The following is a 16616-nucleotide window of genomic DNA, read 5'->3' as shown; positions in this document are numbered from 1 at the left end:
TCCGGGGACCGTTAACCGCACCAGCAAGCCCCAAAGTGGGTCATTTCGTGATGTTCGAAGGGCCTCGGCAGGTGTCTTTCACGACCTGTCCTACAGGTGCACTTTGGGAAGTTTGCGCCGTGGACGTGGGCCAGTATGGCAAGTCGGTGTAGTTAACCGCATGCCATGAGCTAGTAATCCACTTGCCGCTTCAGCTTGTTCCCCAGCCACAGCATCGCCAGGCTCACCACCAGGAAGCCAACGGAAATGGCGAGGGCGAACACCACCACGCCGCCCCAACCGCCGGCGCGGGCCGGGTCAATGAACCAGTAGGGATACCAGTTCACGGAGGCGCCACGGACCAGGCTGTAGACCAGGTAGCCAACGGGGTAGAGCAGCCAGTACCAGACGTGCTTGAGCTGCAGCGTTGCCCGGGGCGGCTGGAAGAGCCAATCAGCCACCATCACCACGGGGATCAAATAGTGGACCACAAAGTTGACCCACGGCAACAGCGAACCGAGGTCCTCGCCGGCCAGCAAAGCACCAAAAACCAGGCCCACCACGGCCATGGCGATGGTGGCAGTGCCGCGCGTGACATCGTCAGCTTCTGTAGGCCGCCTCCGGATCAGCACCCGGTATCCGCTGATCAGCAGCACCAGTGCGGCGAAGATGTTGGACAGGTTGGTGAAATAGCTGAAGAAGTTCCAAAGGTCATAGCCCATGCCCAGATGGACCGTCAGTTGGGTTCCCACCGCCACCAACGTCAAAAGTCCAAAGAAAAAGCGTCCCCCGATAAGCACATTCCGTTTGGTCATGCTTCCCATCCTTGCCGACCGTATGCCTCGAACGGCCCCGACACCCCGGAATAGCTACGTGATCAGCAATTCCAGTGCCTCGGCAAGATGGCCAACCTCCCGCACCGAGAAGCCGTCCGGAATAACGCCGGCACCTGCAGGACTGGCCGGAACAATAGCGTGCGTGAACCCGAGCCGGTGTGCTTCCTGGATGCGCTGGTTGATGCCGGGAACAGGGCGGACTTCACCAGCCAAGCCCACTTCGCCAAAGGCAATCAGGCGCTGGGGGAGAGCCTTCCGGGCCTTGGCCGACGCTACAGCCAGGGCAACAGCGAGGTCCGTTGCTGGTTCCGTGAGCTTCACACCGCCCACTGTTGCCACATAGGAGTCGTCCTTGTGCAGCATGCAGCCGGCACGTTGCTGAAGGACTGCCAGCAGCATGGCCACCCTGGAGCTTTCGAGCCCGCTGGTAGCCCGGCGCGGCTGCGAGTTGGCGCTCTCGGCCAGAAGGGACTGAACCTCTGCCAGCAGCGGGCGGCGACCCTCCATGGTCACCGTGATGCAGGTGCCCGAAACGGGCTCGCGCGTCCGTGAAACGAAAAGCCCGCTGGGATCAGCCAGTCCCTCGATACCGGCCTCATTCAGGTCAAAGCAGCCGACGTCGTCCGTGGCGCCATAGCGGTTCTTCACAGCCCGGAGCAAGCGGAGGCGCGAATGGCGCTCGCCTTCAAACTGGCACACGACGTCCACCAGGTGTTCCAGCAGCCGCGGACCGGCGATGGTGCCTTCCTTGGTCACGTGGCCTACCAACAACGTGGTCATGTTGCGCCGCTTGGCCGCGGCAATGATCGACGCAGCAACTTCACGCACCTGCGAGACTCCGCCTGCGCTGCCCTCCACGTCGGCACTGCTCAGCGTTTGTACCGAGTCCACGATCAGCAGCTTGGGTTCAAGCTTCTCCACCTGTCCCAGTGCCTGGCCAAGATCGGTTTCCGCAGAAAGATAAAGGGTGTGCGCTACCGCGTCGATCCGCTCCGCGCGGAGCTTGACCTGCGCCGCAGACTCTTCGCCGGTGATGTAGAGGACGTCCTGGCCGGTGCGCGCGAACTTCGCCGCGACGTCCAGCAGCAGCGTGGACTTCCCGACGCCGGGTTCCCCCGCGAGCAGGATCACGGCACCCGGGACGAGGCCTCCTCCGAGGACGCGGTCCAATTCGTCCACTCCCGTGGGCAGGAATGCCGCGGTGGTGCCGTCCACCTCAGCGATACGGCGGGCCGGCTCCAAAACTGTAGCGGCCGCCGTCGTACGCGCTACCGTGGCGCCGTACTCCTCAACGGTTCCCCACGCCTGGCACTCGCCGCAGCGGCCCACCCATTTGATGGCGGTCCAGCCGCATTCGGCACACTTGTAAGCGGGTGTTTTGGATGCGCGGGACGTCTTGGAAGCCATGGGTTCAAGCGTAGTGGCGGGGGCTGACAGTATTAGCCGCGCCGTCCGCCGTGCCGCGCTGCGTCCACAAACACCGCAATGCCCGTCACGCCAAGCGCAAGCCCAAGAGAGGCAACTACGTCCGTGAGCCAGTGGTACCCAAGGTAGATCCGGCTGCAGGCAACCACCAGCGTCAGCAAGGCGGCGCCAGTGAAGGCGAGCACCGCCGTCGTTCGCGTGCCCGAACGCGAGACGATCAGGTAGGTGAGGACAAGCGCGAAGATCCCGGCGCCGAGCGTGTGGCCGGAGGGAAAGGACAGTGCGTCGTCAGGGCCCAGGAGGACATCGGACGACGGCGGGCCTGATCGCCCCACATCCTGTCTCACCACCGCGGACAGGATGACGGCAAACGCCATGGCGCCCAAGAGGACGGCCGGCCGCCAGAGTTCCTTCTTCCATACCGTCCATGCCGCGGACACCGCCACACCAATAATGGCTATCCACACAGGTGAGGTCACGGTGGTTACTGCCGTAAGGAGGGCGGTGAGCAAGGGGTTGCGCGAATCCACCATGAAGCTGTGGACCGTGCCGTCCATGGTTGCCAGCCCGGTCTCGGACAACACGGCGGCGAACATGAGCCAGAAGATGGCGTCCCCGGCCACCAGCAAGATGCCTGCCCACAGGAACAGGGGCCGCTGCCGAAGCTTGAGCGTCGGTGCAGCCCGGAAGCGCGTGGAAAGGGCAGAGGTCATCGGTTCATTCTGCCAAACGGGTCTGGGACTTCTCTGAGGCTACAGCGCCGGGAGTACCGCGCGGGCCTCATCCGGTTCCATGCCGCTGGCTTCCAGCAGGTCCACCATGAGGGGCCGGAACAGCATGACCACGGTTTCGCCTTCAAGTCGCTGGACGTCCAGCATCTTGGGGTGCAGGCGGGCGGCGATGTCGGAGAGTTCGTTTCGGGCACGGCGCAGGTGAACCCGTCGTGTTCCTTCGCTCTGCTCCGACAAACCGATGGTCATCTCGTCGATTGCCGCGGCGGTTTCCTGCAGGACTTCGGAGATACTGTCGATCGCTTCATCGGACAGTGCGGCATGGTTGATGGCGCTGGTGAGCCGCCGCGCAAACACGCGGCTGTTACGCAGCGCGAGGTCGATGTACTCCAGGGAGTGCTCCAGACCGGCCAATTCGTCGCGGTGCCTCCGGTGCGCGGGTGCCAGGGTTGCCACCTCGCCCGAGGCGCGCAGCGTCTGCCGCATCCGGTCCACCAAAGGCTGGCAGTTGCGGCCGCGGATCAGGGCGTGCCAGGCGATGGTGGAGTCGCTTTCGATCAGGGCCTTGCCGCATTCGCGCAGCACCTCAGCGAGTTCATGCAGGATTTTCTGGACGTCTTTCCTGGGCTCCCGGCGCGGATCCTTCGGCACCAGGATGGTCACCAACAGCGCAAACACGCCACCGATCACGGCGTCGAGGCTGCGCGTAAAGGGCCCCCCGGCCGGCGCCGGGAGCAGCACCACCAGCAAGGACTGCAGGCCCAGTTGGGTGGTGAAAATGGTTCCGCTGTCCAGGAACCTGGCCAGCAGGATGGAAAAAAGCAGGACGATGGCGGCCTGCCAGATCCCGGCCCCCAGCCAGTGGAGCAGCAGGTCACCAACAACAATGCCCAGGGTGCAGCCGAGGCCCACCTCAATCACCCGGCGAAGCCGAGGATCACGGGAGAATCCGAGGGCAATCAAAGAAGACGTCGCGGCAAACAGCGGGCCCTGGTGGCCCAGCACATACTCAGCAAAAGCGTAGGCACCCACGGCGCACACGGTCATCTGGATGGCCGGCGTCAACGAATTCCGGCTGCGGACCAAACCTGTCCGGACTCTGGCGCGCAGGAACCTCTTGCTTGCAGAAAATCCTTTCGCGGCGGCCATGTCGTCCAGTCTATTTGCCCGGCTCGGGTTCCGACGAAGGCACAAACCGCAAGCCGGGTGCCGCTCAAGGTGGCGCGCGCCACATTACCCAATGGTCCGCCGTCGTTCACCTTCTGTTCACCTTTCACCGCAGGTCCCGTTACCTGCGCTCCTTACCTTCAGTAAAGGAACAAAAGGTCCTCAGCTCGCGCACGCCGAAATCTCCGTTCGGCCAGCATCGAAGAATCCCTGGAAGGGGCACATCCAAGTGAAGGCAACTCACTTCGGCCGCAACGCGGCAATTGCGGTCATCGCAGCCGGCGCTCTCGCGCTCACTGCTTGCGGTTCAGACAACGCAACGGGCACCACTGGCGGCACCCAGACTTCAGCATCCGGCACCAAGGTGACCGGCACCCTGACCGGCATCGGCGCCTCCTCCACCGGCGCAGCCATGGACGCTTGGAAGGCCGGTTTCTCTACCGCCAACTCCGGTGCCACGGTCCAGTACTCCCCGGACGGTTCCGGCGCAGGCCGCAAGGCCATCATCGACGGCTCGGCACAGTTCGCCGGCTCGGACGCCTACCTGAAGGACGAGGAGCTCGAGAGCTCCAAGGCCAAGTGCGGCCCCGACGGCGCCATCAACATCCCGGTGTACATCTCCCCGATCGCTGTTGCCTTCAACATTCCGGACGTCAAGGAATTGAAGCTCGACGCCGCGACGGTCGCCAAGATCTTCCGCGGCGAAATCGCCAACTGGAACGATCCCGCCATCACCGCCCTCAACGAAGGCGTCACCCTGCCGGACCTCAAGGTCACCCCGGTGAACCGCTCTGACGACTCCGGCACCACCACCAACTTCACCGACTACCTCGCAGCAGCTGCTCCCGAGGTCTGGACGGACAAGGCTGCCGGCATCTGGCCCGCAACCCTGGCCGGCGAAAACGCCAAGGGCACCTCCGGCGTCGTCAAGACCGTCACCGACACCCCCGGCGCGGTGACCTACGCTGACGACTCTGCTGTCTCCGGCAAGCTGGGCACCGCCTCCATCAAGGTGGGCGAGGAGTTCGTCAAGATCTCCGCCGAAGCTGCTGCCAAGGCCGTCGAAGCCGGCAAGCCCGTTGACGGCCGCGCCGCCAACGATGTCGCCATCAAGCTGGACCGCAAGACCACCGCATCGGGCGCCTACCCCGTAGTCCTCGTCTCGTACCACGTAGTCTGCACCACCTACGAGACCAAGGAAGTTGCTGACCTGGTCAAGGCCTTCGAAAGCTACGTCGTTTCCGACGAAGGACAGAAGACCGCAGCCGATGCCGCAAAGTCCGCGCCGCTCTCCAAGACGCTGCAGGACAAGGCCACGGCCGCTATCGAAACCATCAAGGCCAAGTCCTAGGGTTTCCCCGCGGGTTTCCTGAACCCGGCTGAACACTGAAGTTCCCTGTCCCGCTCTCCGGTGGCCGCCGCGGCACCGGCGCGGGACAGGGAACTTAGCCATGTAAGACCAGTTCACTCCAGACTGAAGGAACGTGAAGTGACCACCAACTCCCTGACAACCTCCCAAGGCGCAGGACGCGCCGGGGACAAGGTTTTCTCCGGGGCCGCCATGGCCGCAGGGTGCCTGATTCTTGCGGTTCTCTTCGGAGTCGCGTTGTTCCTTGTGGTGCAGGCAATCCCCGCGCTCACCGCCCCCGCTGAAGACATCCAGGGCGGCAACGGCTTCTTCGCCTACATTGCCCCGATCGTGGTGGGCACCCTCATCGCCGCAGTCATCGCACTCGTCATCGCCACCCCCGTGGCCATCGGTGTGGCACTGTTCATCTCGCACTACGCCCCCCGCCGGCTCGCCGCTGGCCTGGGCTACGTGGTGGACCTGCTCGCAGCCATCCCCTCCGTTGTTTACGGCGCCTGGGGTGCCGCTTTCCTGGCCAAGGAAATCTCGCCTGCCTACGACTGGCTGGCCACCTACCTCGGCTGGATCCCCATCTTCGAAGGACCGGCATCGGCCACCGGCAAGACCATCCTGACCGCCGGCATTGTCCTCTCCGTCATGGTCCTGCCCATCATTACCTCCCTGTCCCGCGAAATCTTCCTGCAGACCCCCAAGCTGCACGAGGAAGCAGCGCTCGCACTTGGAGCCACCCGCTGGGAAATGATCAAGATGGCCGTACTGCCCTTCGGCCGTCCGGGCATCATCAGCGCCATCATGCTGGGCCTGGGCCGTGCACTTGGCGAGACCATGGCTGTTGCCTTGGTACTCTCCTCCGGCGTCCTGACTGCCAGCCTCATCCAGTCCGGCAACCAGACCATCGCTGCCGAAATTGCCCTGAACTTCCCCGAAGCCAGCGGTATCAAGGTCAACACGTTGATCGCCGCAGGCCTGGTGCTGTTCGTCATCACCCTGGGCGTGAACATGATCGCCCGCTGGATCATCACCCGGCACAAAGAATTCTCGGGAGCCAACTAAATGACCGCCACAGTAGTCCGGAAGCGCTCCGCGCTCACCAAGGGCCAGCTGCCCAAGTTCGCACCTTACATTGTCCTGGCCGTTGCGCTGATCGTCGGCGCGGCCATCCTGGCGCTCATCGGCTTCAACGCCTTCGGCTGGGGCATTGTCTCGGCCATTCTGTTCGCCGTAGGCCTGGTCTCCTGGAGCGGCGCAGTTGAAGGCGCACGCAAAGCCAAGGACAAGCTCGCTACCTGCCTGGTTGTTGGCTCCTTCCTGATCGCTCTCCTGCCGCTGATCTCGGTCATCTTTACCGTGCTGGTCAACGGCATCCCGGGCCTTATCACCCCCGGCTTCCTCGGCACATCAATGAACGGCGTCACCGGCGCGTTCGACAACAAGGCAGTGGAAGAAGGCGCCCCCGTCCTCGGCGGTATCTACCACGCGCTGATGGGCACCATCCAGATCACGCTGCTGGCTACGGTCATCTCCGTGCCCGTGGGCCTGCTCACCGCGATCTACCTCGTGGAATACGGCAACGATCGTCCGCTGGCCCGCGCCATCACGTTCTTCGTGGATGTCATGACCGGCATCCCGTCCATCGTGGCCGGCCTCTTCGCGGCAGCGTTCTTCTTCGCCATCGTGGGCCCCGGCACGAAGACCGGTGCGGTAGCCGCCGTCGCGCTTTCTGTCCTGATGATCCCGGTGGTGGTCCGCTCCAGCGAGGAAATGCTCAAGATCGTCCCGAACGAGCTCCGCGAGGCCTCCTACGCGCTGGGCGTGCGTAAATGGCGCACCATCACCAAGGTGGTCATCCCGACGGCGATCTCCGGCATCGCGTCCGGCGTCACCTTGGCGATCGCCCGCGTCATCGGCGAAACCGCGCCGATCCTGGTGACTGCCGGTTTCGCCACCACCATCAACAACAACGTGTTCGGTGGCTGGATGGCCTCGCTGCCCACGTTCATCTATACGCAGATCCTCAACCCGACGTCGCCGTCCAACCCTGGTCCCTCTGACCAGCGTGCTTGGGGCGCCGCGCTGGTGCTGATCATCCTGGTGATGCTCCTGAACCTCGGAGCCCGCCTCATCGCCCGTCTGTTTGCGCCCAAAACGGGACGCTAGCCGGGCCGGCCGCCCGTCTTCATGCGGCCCACCCTTCACACTTCCAAACCCCCAAGGAACAAAGGAACACCATGTCTAAGCGCATCGACGTCAAAGACCTGAATGTCTACTACGGCAACTTCCTGGCCGTCGAGGACGTCAACATCAACATCCAGGCCAAGTCCGTGACGGCCTTCATCGGCCCGTCCGGCTGCGGCAAGTCCACCTTCCTGCGGACGCTGAACCGCATGCACGAGGTCCTCCCCGGCGCGCGCGTCGAAGGTGAAGTCCTCCTGGACGGCGACAACCTCTACGGCCCTGGCGTGGACCCCGTGACCGTCCGCACCCAGGTGGGCATGGTCTTCCAGCGCCCCAACCCGTTCCCCACCATGTCCATCCGCGACAACGTGCTGGCCGGCGTGAAGCTGAACAACAAGAAGATCTCCAAGGGTGCAGCCGATGCCCTGGTGGAGAAGTCCCTGGTGGGCGCCAACCTCTGGAACGAGGTCAAGGACCGCCTGGACAAGCCCGGCTCCGGCCTTTCCGGTGGGCAGCAGCAGCGTCTGTGCATCGCCCGAGCCATCGCGGTTGAGCCCCAGGTGATCCTCATGGATGAGCCCTGCTCCGCCCTTGACCCCATCTCTACCCTGGCCGTTGAGGACCTCATCAACGAGCTCAAGGACCAGTACACCGTGGTGATCGTGACCCACAACATGCAGCAGGCTGCGCGTGTGTCCGACAAGACCGCGTTCTTCAACATCGCAGGCACCGGCAAGCCGGGCAAGCTGATCGAGTTCGCTGACACCACCAGCATCTTCAACAACCCCGGCCAGAAGGCAACGGAAGACTACGTCTCCGGCCGCTTCGGATAAGGGTTCTTGCAGGTTCCGGCTTCTTGGGGGGAGTCGGCACAGAACGACGGCGACCGTCGCCTTGGGGGTACGGTCGCCGTCGTTTTTTCTTACCCAACTGGGGGACAGCAAACGTCGCAATGGGCGCTCATTGCGACGTTTGCTGTCCCTTAGTTGGGTGCGTGCGTGAAGGTTAGAGGTCCGCGAGGGGTGAGAACGCCAGCTCAAGGATGAAGGCGGCTGCGGCTGTGATCAGGGGCGTGGCAACCCAGAACAACAGGATCCGCCGGACCAAGCGCCTGTTGACGGTGTGGAACCGTTGGTTGACTCCCGCACCCAGCACGGACGCCGTCAGCGTATGGGTGGTTGAGAGCGGCAGATGGAAGGCGATAGCGCCGATGAACAGCATCACGGAGGTCAGTGTTTGCGACACGAAGCCTCGCAGCGGATCCACCCTGATCAGCTTGTGGCCAAGAGTGTGGGAGATCCGCCAGCCGCCGAACATGGTCCCCGCGGTCAGCATGATGGCTGTGACCAACAGGATCCAGAGCGGCACATCGTTGCCGCCGGACAATCCCGCAGCCACCATGGCCAGCAGAATGACCGCCGCTGTGCGCTGGCCGTCCTGGAGCCCGTGGCCGAACGCCACGGCGGCGGCGGAGATGGCCTGCGCCCGGCGGAACCGCCGGTTGACCACGTTCGGCTGCGTGTAGCGGGCAGCCCACGTCACCGGCCACACCAGCAGGTACGCCGCCACGAACGCGATGACAGGCGACAAGACCAACGGCAGCGCCACTTGGGTGAGCAGGACGTTGTCCATGCCGCCTACCGCGTTGCCGCCCACCAGTACGCTTGCTGCACCTGCACCAATCAGGCCGCCCACCAGTGAGTTGGTGGAGGACAGCGGGATGCCGCGCCACCACGCGTACACACCCCACAGGATGGCTGCCGTGAGGGCCGAGGCGAGGATGGTCAGGCCGCTGGTGCCGCTCGGCAGTGTGATCCAGGACTGGGTGAAGGCCAGGATGAAAGTGCCGCTGAGCATGGCACCCACAAAGTTGAAGATGGCGGCCAGGAGCACCGCAATTGAGGGAGTGAGTGCGCGGGTCCGCGTGGACAGCGCGACGGCGTTGGAGACGTCGCGGAAGCCGTTCAGGAATGCGAACCCGGAAGCCAGGCCAACTACCAGGACCAAGATGGCGATGGTCACGTCATGATTCCTTGACGATGATGCTGCCTACCTGGGTGGCGACCTTCCGCATGTCCTTGGTAACTTCCACCAACTGGTCGGCGATGTCCCGGTGCCGTGCGTATTGCGTGGATTTCATGTCTTTGAGCATCTCGGCCACCCAGATCCGGTGGGTCCGTTCTGCGCGCTTGGCCAGCCGGAGGATCTCGATCCAGTAGTCCTCAAGCTCGTCCAGGTCCTCGAGTTTCCGCATGGCATCAACAGTGAGCTCGGCCTGCCGGCTGATGATCTCCAACTGGTCTGCGGCGCGCTTGGGAAGCCGGTCCAGTTTGTAGATGGCCACCAGGTCACCGGCGGCGTCGAGTTTCTCCATGGCTTCGGTGAGGTGGCGGGACAGGGTGTACATGTCCTCGCGGGGGAGCGGGTTCACAAAGCTGGTGCGCATGTGGGTCAGCAGGGCGAAGTGCAGGTCCAAGGATTTGGACTCGTGCTCGTGCAGTTCTTCGGCGAGGCGCTCGTGCTCGCTGGCGGGGGCTCCAAGAATTTCGGAGAGCGTCCCGGTGCCGGCCACGATCACACTGGCCATCTGCGCGAGGAGGACGAGCCCGGCAGGTTCCTGGGGGAAAAGGCGCAGCTTCATATCGCTTTCCGGGCTGGGGACGGATGGGTGTGGGCGGCTTGACTTGACGCAGCCCATTTCGGTCCCAACTTTACCGGTCCGGTGGGGGCGTCCGCTCAGTACACGGGACGAGGCGGGGAGATGTCCCCATCGCAGCGCCTTCGGCACTGTGAAAGACTGGGCAAGCTCCGGATTAATCCACTCAATGGGGGAATTATGCGACTCAATAATGTTGTGAAAATCACCAGCCTCGCGGCAGCTGGAATGCTCGCGCTCAGTGCCTGCGGCACCACCACGGCGGGCTCGACGACGGGTGGTTCCGAATCGTCGTCGTCCTCGTCTCCTTCTTCGTCCGCTTCGGCGTCGACGTCGGCGTCGCCGTCCGCTGCCTCTTCCCAAGGAGCCGGGACCTCGTCTGGTGCTTACACCGCGGCGGCCTGGGCGCTTCCCATCTCAGATGCAGGGGACAAGCTCGGGAACCTCAAGGGCGATAGCTTCAGCGTGGACATCTACCAGGTGGCCACGGATGTGGCGTCCAAGGACAGCATGTTCGTGGACAAGGAAACCAAGGAGAACCTGCTGAAGAAGGGTGCGCCTGTGGTTTACCTGAACTACGTGGTCACCAACACCTCGTCGGCAGACATTCCCCTGAGCCACTCCCTGGTCACCCCTTCGGCCAAGTACACGGACTGGAAGTACCTCGGCGGCATGCCGTCGGACTCCAGCAGTGACGGCTACAAGAAGCATGGGCTTTCCAGCAGCGGGACCAAGCTCAAGGAAAAGGCCCCGTTCGTGCTGAAGCCTGGGGAGTCGTTCAACATTGCGGAGAACTTCGCCTACACGGCCGGCAAGGAAACGGAGATCAAGGCGACCTTGACGCCCCAGGACGCCGCCGGCGATCTCGATCACGACAAGAAGGAAACGGCGGACACCACGGTCACGTTGAAGTAATTCCGGCCCGCGTTGCCCGGGCCGGCCTTAGCGCCGGCCCGGGCAATCTGCGTTCGGGCATAAAAATGGTGCCGAACCGGATACGCCTCTCGGCGGTAGGCCGCTCGAAGCGGCTATAAGTTGAAGCCCGGGGGTTTCGCGGTTCGACACCAGTTTTAGTTTTCACCGTCCGGCGGGCTAAGTCAACATTGACAGTCCGGCGCCGGCGTGGGTACGTTTCGCCCTGTTTGCTGGCTAGTCCAGCTCGCCCAGGCGCCACGCGTTGGCGGCGTGCTCAAGGTCCTCGGCCGTTTTGACCAGCTGGTGCGAGTTGCGGGTCAGCTTGCTCGCGTGGCCTTCATTGCTGTGCTCTGCGCCGTCGGCGAGGGTGGCTTGGCCGAGTGCTACTACGCGGCAGAAAGCGGCGGAACGTTCCAGCGCGACGTCGAACTCGCCGTCGAATGCGCCGGACAAAATGGCGTCAGCCATGGTTTTCATTTCATCGGCTCCGGGCGGCTCCGCAGCGCCGGCCACCACGTTGGAAACCTGCGCGGTATCGCGGCCGGCCCGGAAGTAGACGGAGATCTTCTCGGGGTTCTGGATGGTGGCGGCGCGGAGGGCGTAGAGCCGCCACAGTGCGCCGGGCAGGCTGCGGGCGGGGCTTTCGGCCCACATCTCGGCTATGGCTTCCAATCCCTGCTCGTCGGCCAGTTTCACCAGGCGGTGGGTCACTTTGGGGTCGTCGCTGTCGCGGCCCCGCCTCACCAAGGCCTGCGCAGCAAGGTGGGCAGCCTCGGAAACCCGCGCGGGGTCTGCCCCGCCGGCGAACGGTTCAAAATCGATCGGAGCAAAAGGCTTGGGCTTGTGGTGCCTGTTTGCTCCGCCGTACGCGCGTGGTCCTGGCTGTTCGCTCATGAGTTCACCGTACTCCTGTGCTCTGGTGGGGTCGAGTAACGGTTGCCGGGCTGCGCCCTTGCCGGCGCTGTGCCTTCACCACCCACTTTGCCCCCGCCCAGGGCCCGACACGCCGCGGCTGCCGCGCGCCGCCGTCGAGCGTTCACCCAAAGAAGGTGACGACGGCGTACGTCACCTTGAGTTCCTCGTCTGCCGTGACGTTGGGGTACAGTATTCATGGCTGTTTCTACAGCTGGAGGGGCCTTTAGCTCAGTTGGTAGAGCATCGGACTTTTAATCCGTGGGTCGTGGGTTCGATCCCCACAGGGCCCACCCTCCAAGACAGGCCGGAGACCTTGAGTCTCCGGCCTGTTTTTTATTTTCCCGGTCACGTCCCACACTCTGGTTCCGTCAGTTATGCTATTCGATGGATTAACTATTCACGTGAGGAGGCTCGGCGTGGGGATCTTTGATACGGCGGTGGAGATTGCGTTCGACGATGGCGCCGCCGACGCTTTGATCAGCGCTGCTGATTCCGCGGATCAGGCCCTGCGCTCCGAAGGTAGCTTCCTGGGTGTCGCCACAGGTTATGCGATGGAGGACTTCAAGGGCGGCTATGCGACCTTGTTCGCCAGCGCTTTGGCCGTCCGGGCCGATGACCGTGGCCGGCTTGCCGGTGTCCTCGCGGCGTTGGCGGAGGACGTCACGCAAGCAAAGGTCAAGGCACGGGAAGAGAAGTCCCGGCTGAAGGAACTTGCTGCCTGGCAGCAACGCGCCGATTTCCGTGAACAACACTTTCAAACTTTCCAGGGTGTGGCGAGCGATCCGATGCCCGCGGAATGGCCGGTGGCTGCTCCGACGATTTCAGCGGTGTTTTCGGCGGGGGCCCGGGACCGGTTCGCCGGCGGAGCGGGGGGCGCTATCAGCTCCGCCGATCCTGGAAAGCTGCGCGAATTTGTGTCCCAAACCCGCGCCTACACCAACATCATGGACGCGGAGCTGGGGAGAATCCGGAACGCGTGGAGCGGTTTCACCTCAGCGTGTTCGTGGGTGAATAGCGGCAGTGTCACGTTTGTGTCGGGGTTCGAGGAACTGCTGACTGAGAACGCCGCTGACGCGACGTGGCTTGAGCAGATCGCCGCGGCATTCGAAGCAGCCGGCAGCGGGCCCATGGCCGACACCATGCTCAATAGCGCTCTCATAATGTACGCACCACCGGGGCAAGTCGGTTTGAACGATATCGGGGCACTGAACGCCGCACAACTGAAAGCCTGGCTCGCCGTACCTGCCAACAAGGACCGACTTCAGGGGCTGCTTGAACAGCCAGGGCAGGACCCCGTGGTGATAGCCGAGTGGTGGGGCGGTCTCGGCCACACGATCGTCGACGGGGCAATTGAACCCGGCGAGGCTCAGTTGCTCCTGATCGAGGCCATCCCCGGAGTCATCGGGAATCTGAACGGAATCACCGCGACCGCCCGGAACCTCGCCAACCGCAAGCGCCTCTTCACCGAGCAGGACCGCATCAACGCTGAACTGGCCAGGACGCCTCAACTACTGCCCGCCAGCCAAGGCATGTCCATGACCAACCCGGCTTGGACACGGCTGCAAACGCAGCAGAAAGCGCTGGATGGCATCACCGACGCACTGAGGAACGCGGGCGGAATCAACGCTGTCCTGCTGGGTTTCGATCTGACTCCCGGCTCACCGAAGGCACAGGTCTCTGCGGGTAATCCCGATACGGCTGACAACGTTACCTACGCTGTGTCCGGCATGCTCATTACCCCTCAAAGCGGATTCAACGACTGGGCAAAGAACGCCGCGAACCTCCAACTGCGGCAAAGCCAGGACAACGTTGGTGAATCTTTCGCCGTGGTGGCGTGGATCAACTACGAACCGCCCGTTGTTCCGACCGTGAACAGTGGCGATGCAGCCCGGGCCGGTGCCACCCGCTTCGTCGCTGATCTCCAGGGCTTCAACGCCGTCAGGGAGAGCTTGGGCAACAGGACGCCGGAGACCTTAAACATCTTGGGCCACTCCTACGGCACCACCGTGACGTCCAACGCCCTTGCCGCCGCGGAACTGAACGTCGCTTCCTTCACGATGCTCGGCTCCGCCGGGGTGGAAAAGGAGATTCGGAACGCCAGCGAGCTCCATGTTCCTGCCGGTCAGGTTTACACCAGCCAAGCCAGTGGTGACGGATTGGCCCAAATGGGCCGCTTCCTGCGCCAGGATCCTCGTGTCGAGTCTTTCGGAGCGAAAGTGTTCTCCTCAGAAGAGGCCACTATTGACGGGACCCACTATCAAGGCGCCACGGAACACAACACGCTGGTTCACAGAAAAGACGGCGACGGCTACGGATACCTCGATCAGGACACCACGGCCCTGTATGAAGCTGCCCTGACAACAACCGGCAATGGAGACCGCATCCTGCCGGGCGCGCGGCCTGTCACGCAACCGGCCGGATTTGCTGGCCGATGAACAAGTCCGAAAGAGTGATCCTCATGTCCTATGAATCCAAGGCCCCTCGCAGGACCCGCTGTATGCTTGCCAGCTTGCTGGTTATGCTCTTTGCGCTGAGCGCCTGCACGCCCACGATCACGGAGAACCCCATGATCGGCTCAAGTAGCTCCAGTGACCCTGCAACTGTCAATGCCCAGGTCGAAGAACTCAAGCAAGCTCTCTCGGATCTCCGCGCCTTCAAAACCGAAACTGAAAACGCTGTCGGGCCCCAGACATGGGCGGATAAGAGCCTTCGAAACATGGACTGCAGCACCCCTAAGGGAGAAGAGGGCGTGAACTACAGCGTCATGAGTCAGACGCTTGAAACCCTCGACATGGAATCGTCGGTCAACGTTGTCAAGACGTTTTGGGAATCCAAAGGCTTCACCACCCGCGTTGAATCAAACCCAAAGGACCCAGCAAACATCCGTCTCTATGCCAATAAGAACGGCGGACATCTCGTATCCTTCACGGCTACCACCAATGGCTTCAGCCTCGAGATGAACAGCGCCTGCGTCGCTGGGAATCAGCATGAAATTTACAAGGAATTGGACAGGCAGGAAGCGAGTGCCAGTCCCACGCCGAGTACCAAGTAGAGCTGACACGGGGTGCTGGCTTCTGGGGGTGTCCTTTTCCTGCCTCGTGCTGACTTGTGGGCTGTGGAACAGTTTCCGGAAGAGTGAACCATATGCCCCATGAACCCAAGGCCCGCATAAAGACCAGCCGCATACTCGCCGCGTTAGTCTGCGCGGCCGTTGCACTGAGCGCCTGCACACCCACCACGGAGAACCCTATGACCGGCTCAGCCAATCCCAGCGACCCTGCGACCGTCAAAGCCCAGGTTGAAGAGCTCAAACAAGCCCTCGCGGATCTCCACGCCTTCAAAACCGAAACCCAACAAGCCATCGGACCCCAAAAATGGGTCGATAAGGGCACTCGTAACATGGATTGCAGAACCTCCGACGGGCAAGACGGCGTGAACTACAGCATCCTGACCCAAACGCCTGACCCCGTGGACCTGGAAGCATCAGTAAGCGTGGTCAGAGCGTTCTGGGAATCGAAGGGCTTTACCACCCGCGTCGAAACCAACCCGTTGGACCCTGGTCTCATCCGCCTCTACGCCAATCAGAACGGCGGAAACCTCATATCCTTCACCGCGAATGTCAAAGGCTCCGGCCTGGAAATGGACACTGTCTGCGTCGCCGGAGACCAGCACGAAATCTACAAGGAGCTGTATCCCGAAATTTACGGGACCCCTTCTAGCCCCGGCTCCTCTCCGTCTGCTAATTAGGCTGTCTGATGCGCCAAAGGAGCCGCCTATGTCGCCTCGTGCTGGCTTGTGGGCTGTGGAACAGTTTCCGGAAGAGTGAGCCGCATGTCCTATGAATCCAAGTCCCGGATAAAGACAAGCCGCATACTCGCCGGACTGTTCTGCGCCGCCCTTGCGCTGAGCGCCTGCACACCCACCATGGAGAACCCTATGACCGGCTCAAACAGTTCCAGCGATCCCGACACTGTCAAAGCCCAGGTTGAAGAGCTCAAACAAGCCCTCGCGGATCTCCACGCCTTCAAAACCGAAACCCAACAAGCCATCGGACCCCAAAAATGGGTCGATAAGGGCACTCGTAACATGGATTGCAGAACCTCCGACGGGCAAGACGGCGTGAACTACAGCATCCTGACCCAAACGCCTGACCCCGTGGACCTGGAAGCATCAGTAAGCGTGGTCAGAGCGTTCTGGGAATCCAAGGGCTTCACCACCCGTACCGAAACCAACCCCCGAGAACCGGGCCTTATCCGCCTCTACGCCAACGAGAATGGCGGACACCTCGTGTCCTACTTCGCAAACATCAAAGGCTCCGGCCTGGAAATGGACACTATCTGCATCGCCGGAGACCAGACCGCAATCTACAAGGAATTGGACAGGCAGGAAGCGAGTGCCAGTCCCTCGCCGAGTACCAAGTAGAGCTGAAGAGCCCCGGCCCCTTGTTG

The 16616-nt window shown here is 62.7% G+C and carries 16 protein-coding genes and 1 tRNA gene; 10 read left to right on the top strand and 7 right to left on the bottom strand.

Annotated elements, in window-relative coordinates; genetic code table 11:
* Window positions 1–170 precede the first annotated feature (170 nt).
* Genes RQH14_RS02435 through RQH14_RS02420 form a run of 4 tightly spaced genes read right to left on the bottom strand, consistent with a single transcriptional unit; the run spans window position 171 to window position 4120 of the window.
* On the bottom strand, window positions 171–794 hold the full coding sequence (locus RQH14_RS02435) for a Pr6Pr family membrane protein (RefSeq protein WP_311211743.1): 624 nt from the start codon (window positions 792–794) through the stop codon (window positions 171–173).
* Window positions 795–848: 54 nt separating this feature from the next.
* A complete protein-coding gene (gene radA, locus RQH14_RS02430; RefSeq protein WP_311211742.1) occupies window positions 849–2222 on the bottom strand; it encodes a DNA repair protein RadA in 1374 nt (457 codons plus the stop codon).
* A gap of 32 nt (window positions 2223–2254) precedes the next feature.
* Complete coding sequence (locus RQH14_RS02425; RefSeq protein WP_311211741.1) at window positions 2255–2953, bottom strand: phosphatase PAP2 family protein; 699 nt, start codon at window positions 2951–2953, stop codon at window positions 2255–2257.
* A 39-nt stretch (window positions 2954–2992) separates the two neighbouring features.
* Window positions 2993–4120, bottom strand: coding sequence for an FUSC family protein (locus tag RQH14_RS02420; RefSeq protein WP_311211740.1), 1128 nt, complete (start codon window positions 4118–4120; stop codon window positions 2993–2995).
* Window positions 4121–4367: 247 nt separating this feature from the next.
* Between RQH14_RS02420 and pstS the strand changes: the two genes are divergently transcribed.
* From pstS to pstB, 4 genes are all read left to right on the top strand, one after another.
* Complete coding sequence (pstS, locus tag RQH14_RS02415; protein ID WP_311211739.1) at window positions 4368–5489, top strand: phosphate ABC transporter substrate-binding protein PstS; 1122 nt, start codon at window positions 4368–4370, stop codon at window positions 5487–5489.
* A 138-nt stretch (window positions 5490–5627) separates the two neighbouring features.
* Window positions 5628–6560, top strand: coding sequence for a phosphate ABC transporter permease subunit PstC (gene pstC / locus RQH14_RS02410; RefSeq protein ID WP_024819033.1), 933 nt, complete (start codon window positions 5628–5630; stop codon window positions 6558–6560).
* Entirely contained in the window at window positions 6561–7664 is a 1104-nt protein-coding gene (gene pstA, locus RQH14_RS02405) for a phosphate ABC transporter permease PstA (RefSeq protein WP_311211738.1), read from the top strand.
* Between the two features lie 71 nt (window positions 7665–7735).
* The gene (gene pstB / locus RQH14_RS02400) at window positions 7736–8515 is read left to right on the top strand and encodes a phosphate ABC transporter ATP-binding protein PstB (RefSeq protein ID WP_011772968.1); all 780 of its coding nucleotides are present in this window, start codon (window positions 7736–7738) and stop codon (window positions 8513–8515) included.
* A 172-nt stretch (window positions 8516–8687) separates the two neighbouring features.
* Here the strand turns inward: pstB and RQH14_RS02395 are convergent, their stop codons facing one another.
* The gene (locus RQH14_RS02395; protein ID WP_311211737.1) at window positions 8688–9704 is read right to left on the bottom strand and encodes an inorganic phosphate transporter; all 1017 of its coding nucleotides are present in this window, start codon (window positions 9702–9704) and stop codon (window positions 8688–8690) included.
* 1 nt (window position 9705) lies between these two features.
* Entirely contained in the window at window positions 9706–10323 is a 618-nt protein-coding gene (locus RQH14_RS02390) for a nuclease PIN (RefSeq protein ID WP_311211736.1), read from the bottom strand.
* A gap of 213 nt (window positions 10324–10536) precedes the next feature.
* Between RQH14_RS02390 and RQH14_RS02385 the strand changes: the two genes are divergently transcribed.
* The gene (locus RQH14_RS02385; RefSeq protein ID WP_311211735.1) at window positions 10537–11253 is read left to right on the top strand and encodes a hypothetical protein; all 717 of its coding nucleotides are present in this window, start codon (window positions 10537–10539) and stop codon (window positions 11251–11253) included.
* A 234-nt stretch (window positions 11254–11487) separates the two neighbouring features.
* Here the strand turns inward: RQH14_RS02385 and RQH14_RS02380 are convergent, their stop codons facing one another.
* A complete protein-coding gene (locus RQH14_RS02380; RefSeq protein WP_311211734.1) occupies window positions 11488–12147 on the bottom strand; it encodes a hypothetical protein in 660 nt (219 codons plus the stop codon).
* Between the two features lie 238 nt (window positions 12148–12385).
* Here RQH14_RS02380 and RQH14_RS02375 point away from each other — a divergent pair.
* From RQH14_RS02375 to RQH14_RS02355, 5 genes are all read left to right on the top strand, one after another.
* Window positions 12386–12458, top strand: a tRNA-Lys gene (locus RQH14_RS02375).
* Window positions 12459–12584: 126 nt separating this feature from the next.
* The gene (locus tag RQH14_RS02370) at window positions 12585–14603 is read left to right on the top strand and encodes an alpha/beta hydrolase (RefSeq protein WP_311211733.1); all 2019 of its coding nucleotides are present in this window, start codon (window positions 12585–12587) and stop codon (window positions 14601–14603) included.
* Window positions 14604–14665: 62 nt separating this feature from the next.
* Window positions 14666–15220, top strand: coding sequence for a hypothetical protein (locus tag RQH14_RS02365; RefSeq protein ID WP_311211732.1), 555 nt, complete (start codon window positions 14666–14668; stop codon window positions 15218–15220).
* Window positions 15221–15312: 92 nt separating this feature from the next.
* Window positions 15313–15915, top strand: a complete 603-nt coding sequence (locus RQH14_RS02360; protein WP_311211731.1) for a hypothetical protein — start codon at window positions 15313–15315, stop codon at window positions 15913–15915.
* Window positions 15916–15999: 84 nt separating this feature from the next.
* Window positions 16000–16590: a hypothetical protein gene (locus tag RQH14_RS02355; protein ID WP_311211730.1), complete on the top strand. Its 591-nt coding sequence runs from the start codon at window positions 16000–16002 to the stop codon at window positions 16588–16590.
* Window positions 16591–16616: the final 26 nt, after the last annotated feature.

This window comes from Arthrobacter sp. WCS2018Hpa-7, assembly GCF_031843805.1.
Taxonomy (GTDB): domain Bacteria; phylum Actinomycetota; class Actinomycetes; order Actinomycetales; family Micrococcaceae; genus Arthrobacter.
The sequence above is the reverse complement of the archived record's forward strand: the minus strand, read 5'-3'. Positions and strand labels throughout refer to the sequence as shown.

Coding starts and splice junctions, on each gene's coding strand:
- RQH14_RS02435 (WP_311211743.1), bottom strand. CDS start 794: ATGACCAAACGGAATGTGCTTATCGGGGGACGCTTTTTCTTTGGACTT.
- radA (WP_311211742.1), bottom strand. CDS start 2,222: ATGGCTTCCAAGACGTCCCGCGCATCCAAAACACCCGCTTACAAGTGT.
- RQH14_RS02425 (WP_311211741.1), bottom strand. CDS start 2,953: ATGACCTCTGCCCTTTCCACGCGCTTCCGGGCTGCACCGACGCTCAAG.
- RQH14_RS02420 (WP_311211740.1), bottom strand. CDS start 4,120: ATGGCCGCCGCGAAAGGATTTTCTGCAAGCAAGAGGTTCCTGCGCGCC.
- pstA (WP_311211738.1), top strand. CDS start 6,561: ATGACCGCCACAGTAGTCCGGAAGCGCTCCGCGCTCACCAAGGGCCAG.
- pstB (WP_011772968.1), top strand. CDS start 7,736: ATGTCTAAGCGCATCGACGTCAAAGACCTGAATGTCTACTACGGCAAC.
- RQH14_RS02390 (WP_311211736.1), bottom strand. CDS start 10,323: ATGAAGCTGCGCCTTTTCCCCCAGGAACCTGCCGGGCTCGTCCTCCTC.
- RQH14_RS02380 (WP_311211734.1), bottom strand. CDS start 12,147: ATGAGCGAACAGCCAGGACCACGCGCGTACGGCGGAGCAAACAGGCAC.
- RQH14_RS02365 (WP_311211732.1), top strand. CDS start 14,666: ATGCTTGCCAGCTTGCTGGTTATGCTCTTTGCGCTGAGCGCCTGCACG.
- RQH14_RS02360 (WP_311211731.1), top strand. CDS start 15,313: ATGCCCCATGAACCCAAGGCCCGCATAAAGACCAGCCGCATACTCGCC.
- RQH14_RS02355 (WP_311211730.1), top strand. CDS start 16,000: ATGTCCTATGAATCCAAGTCCCGGATAAAGACAAGCCGCATACTCGCC.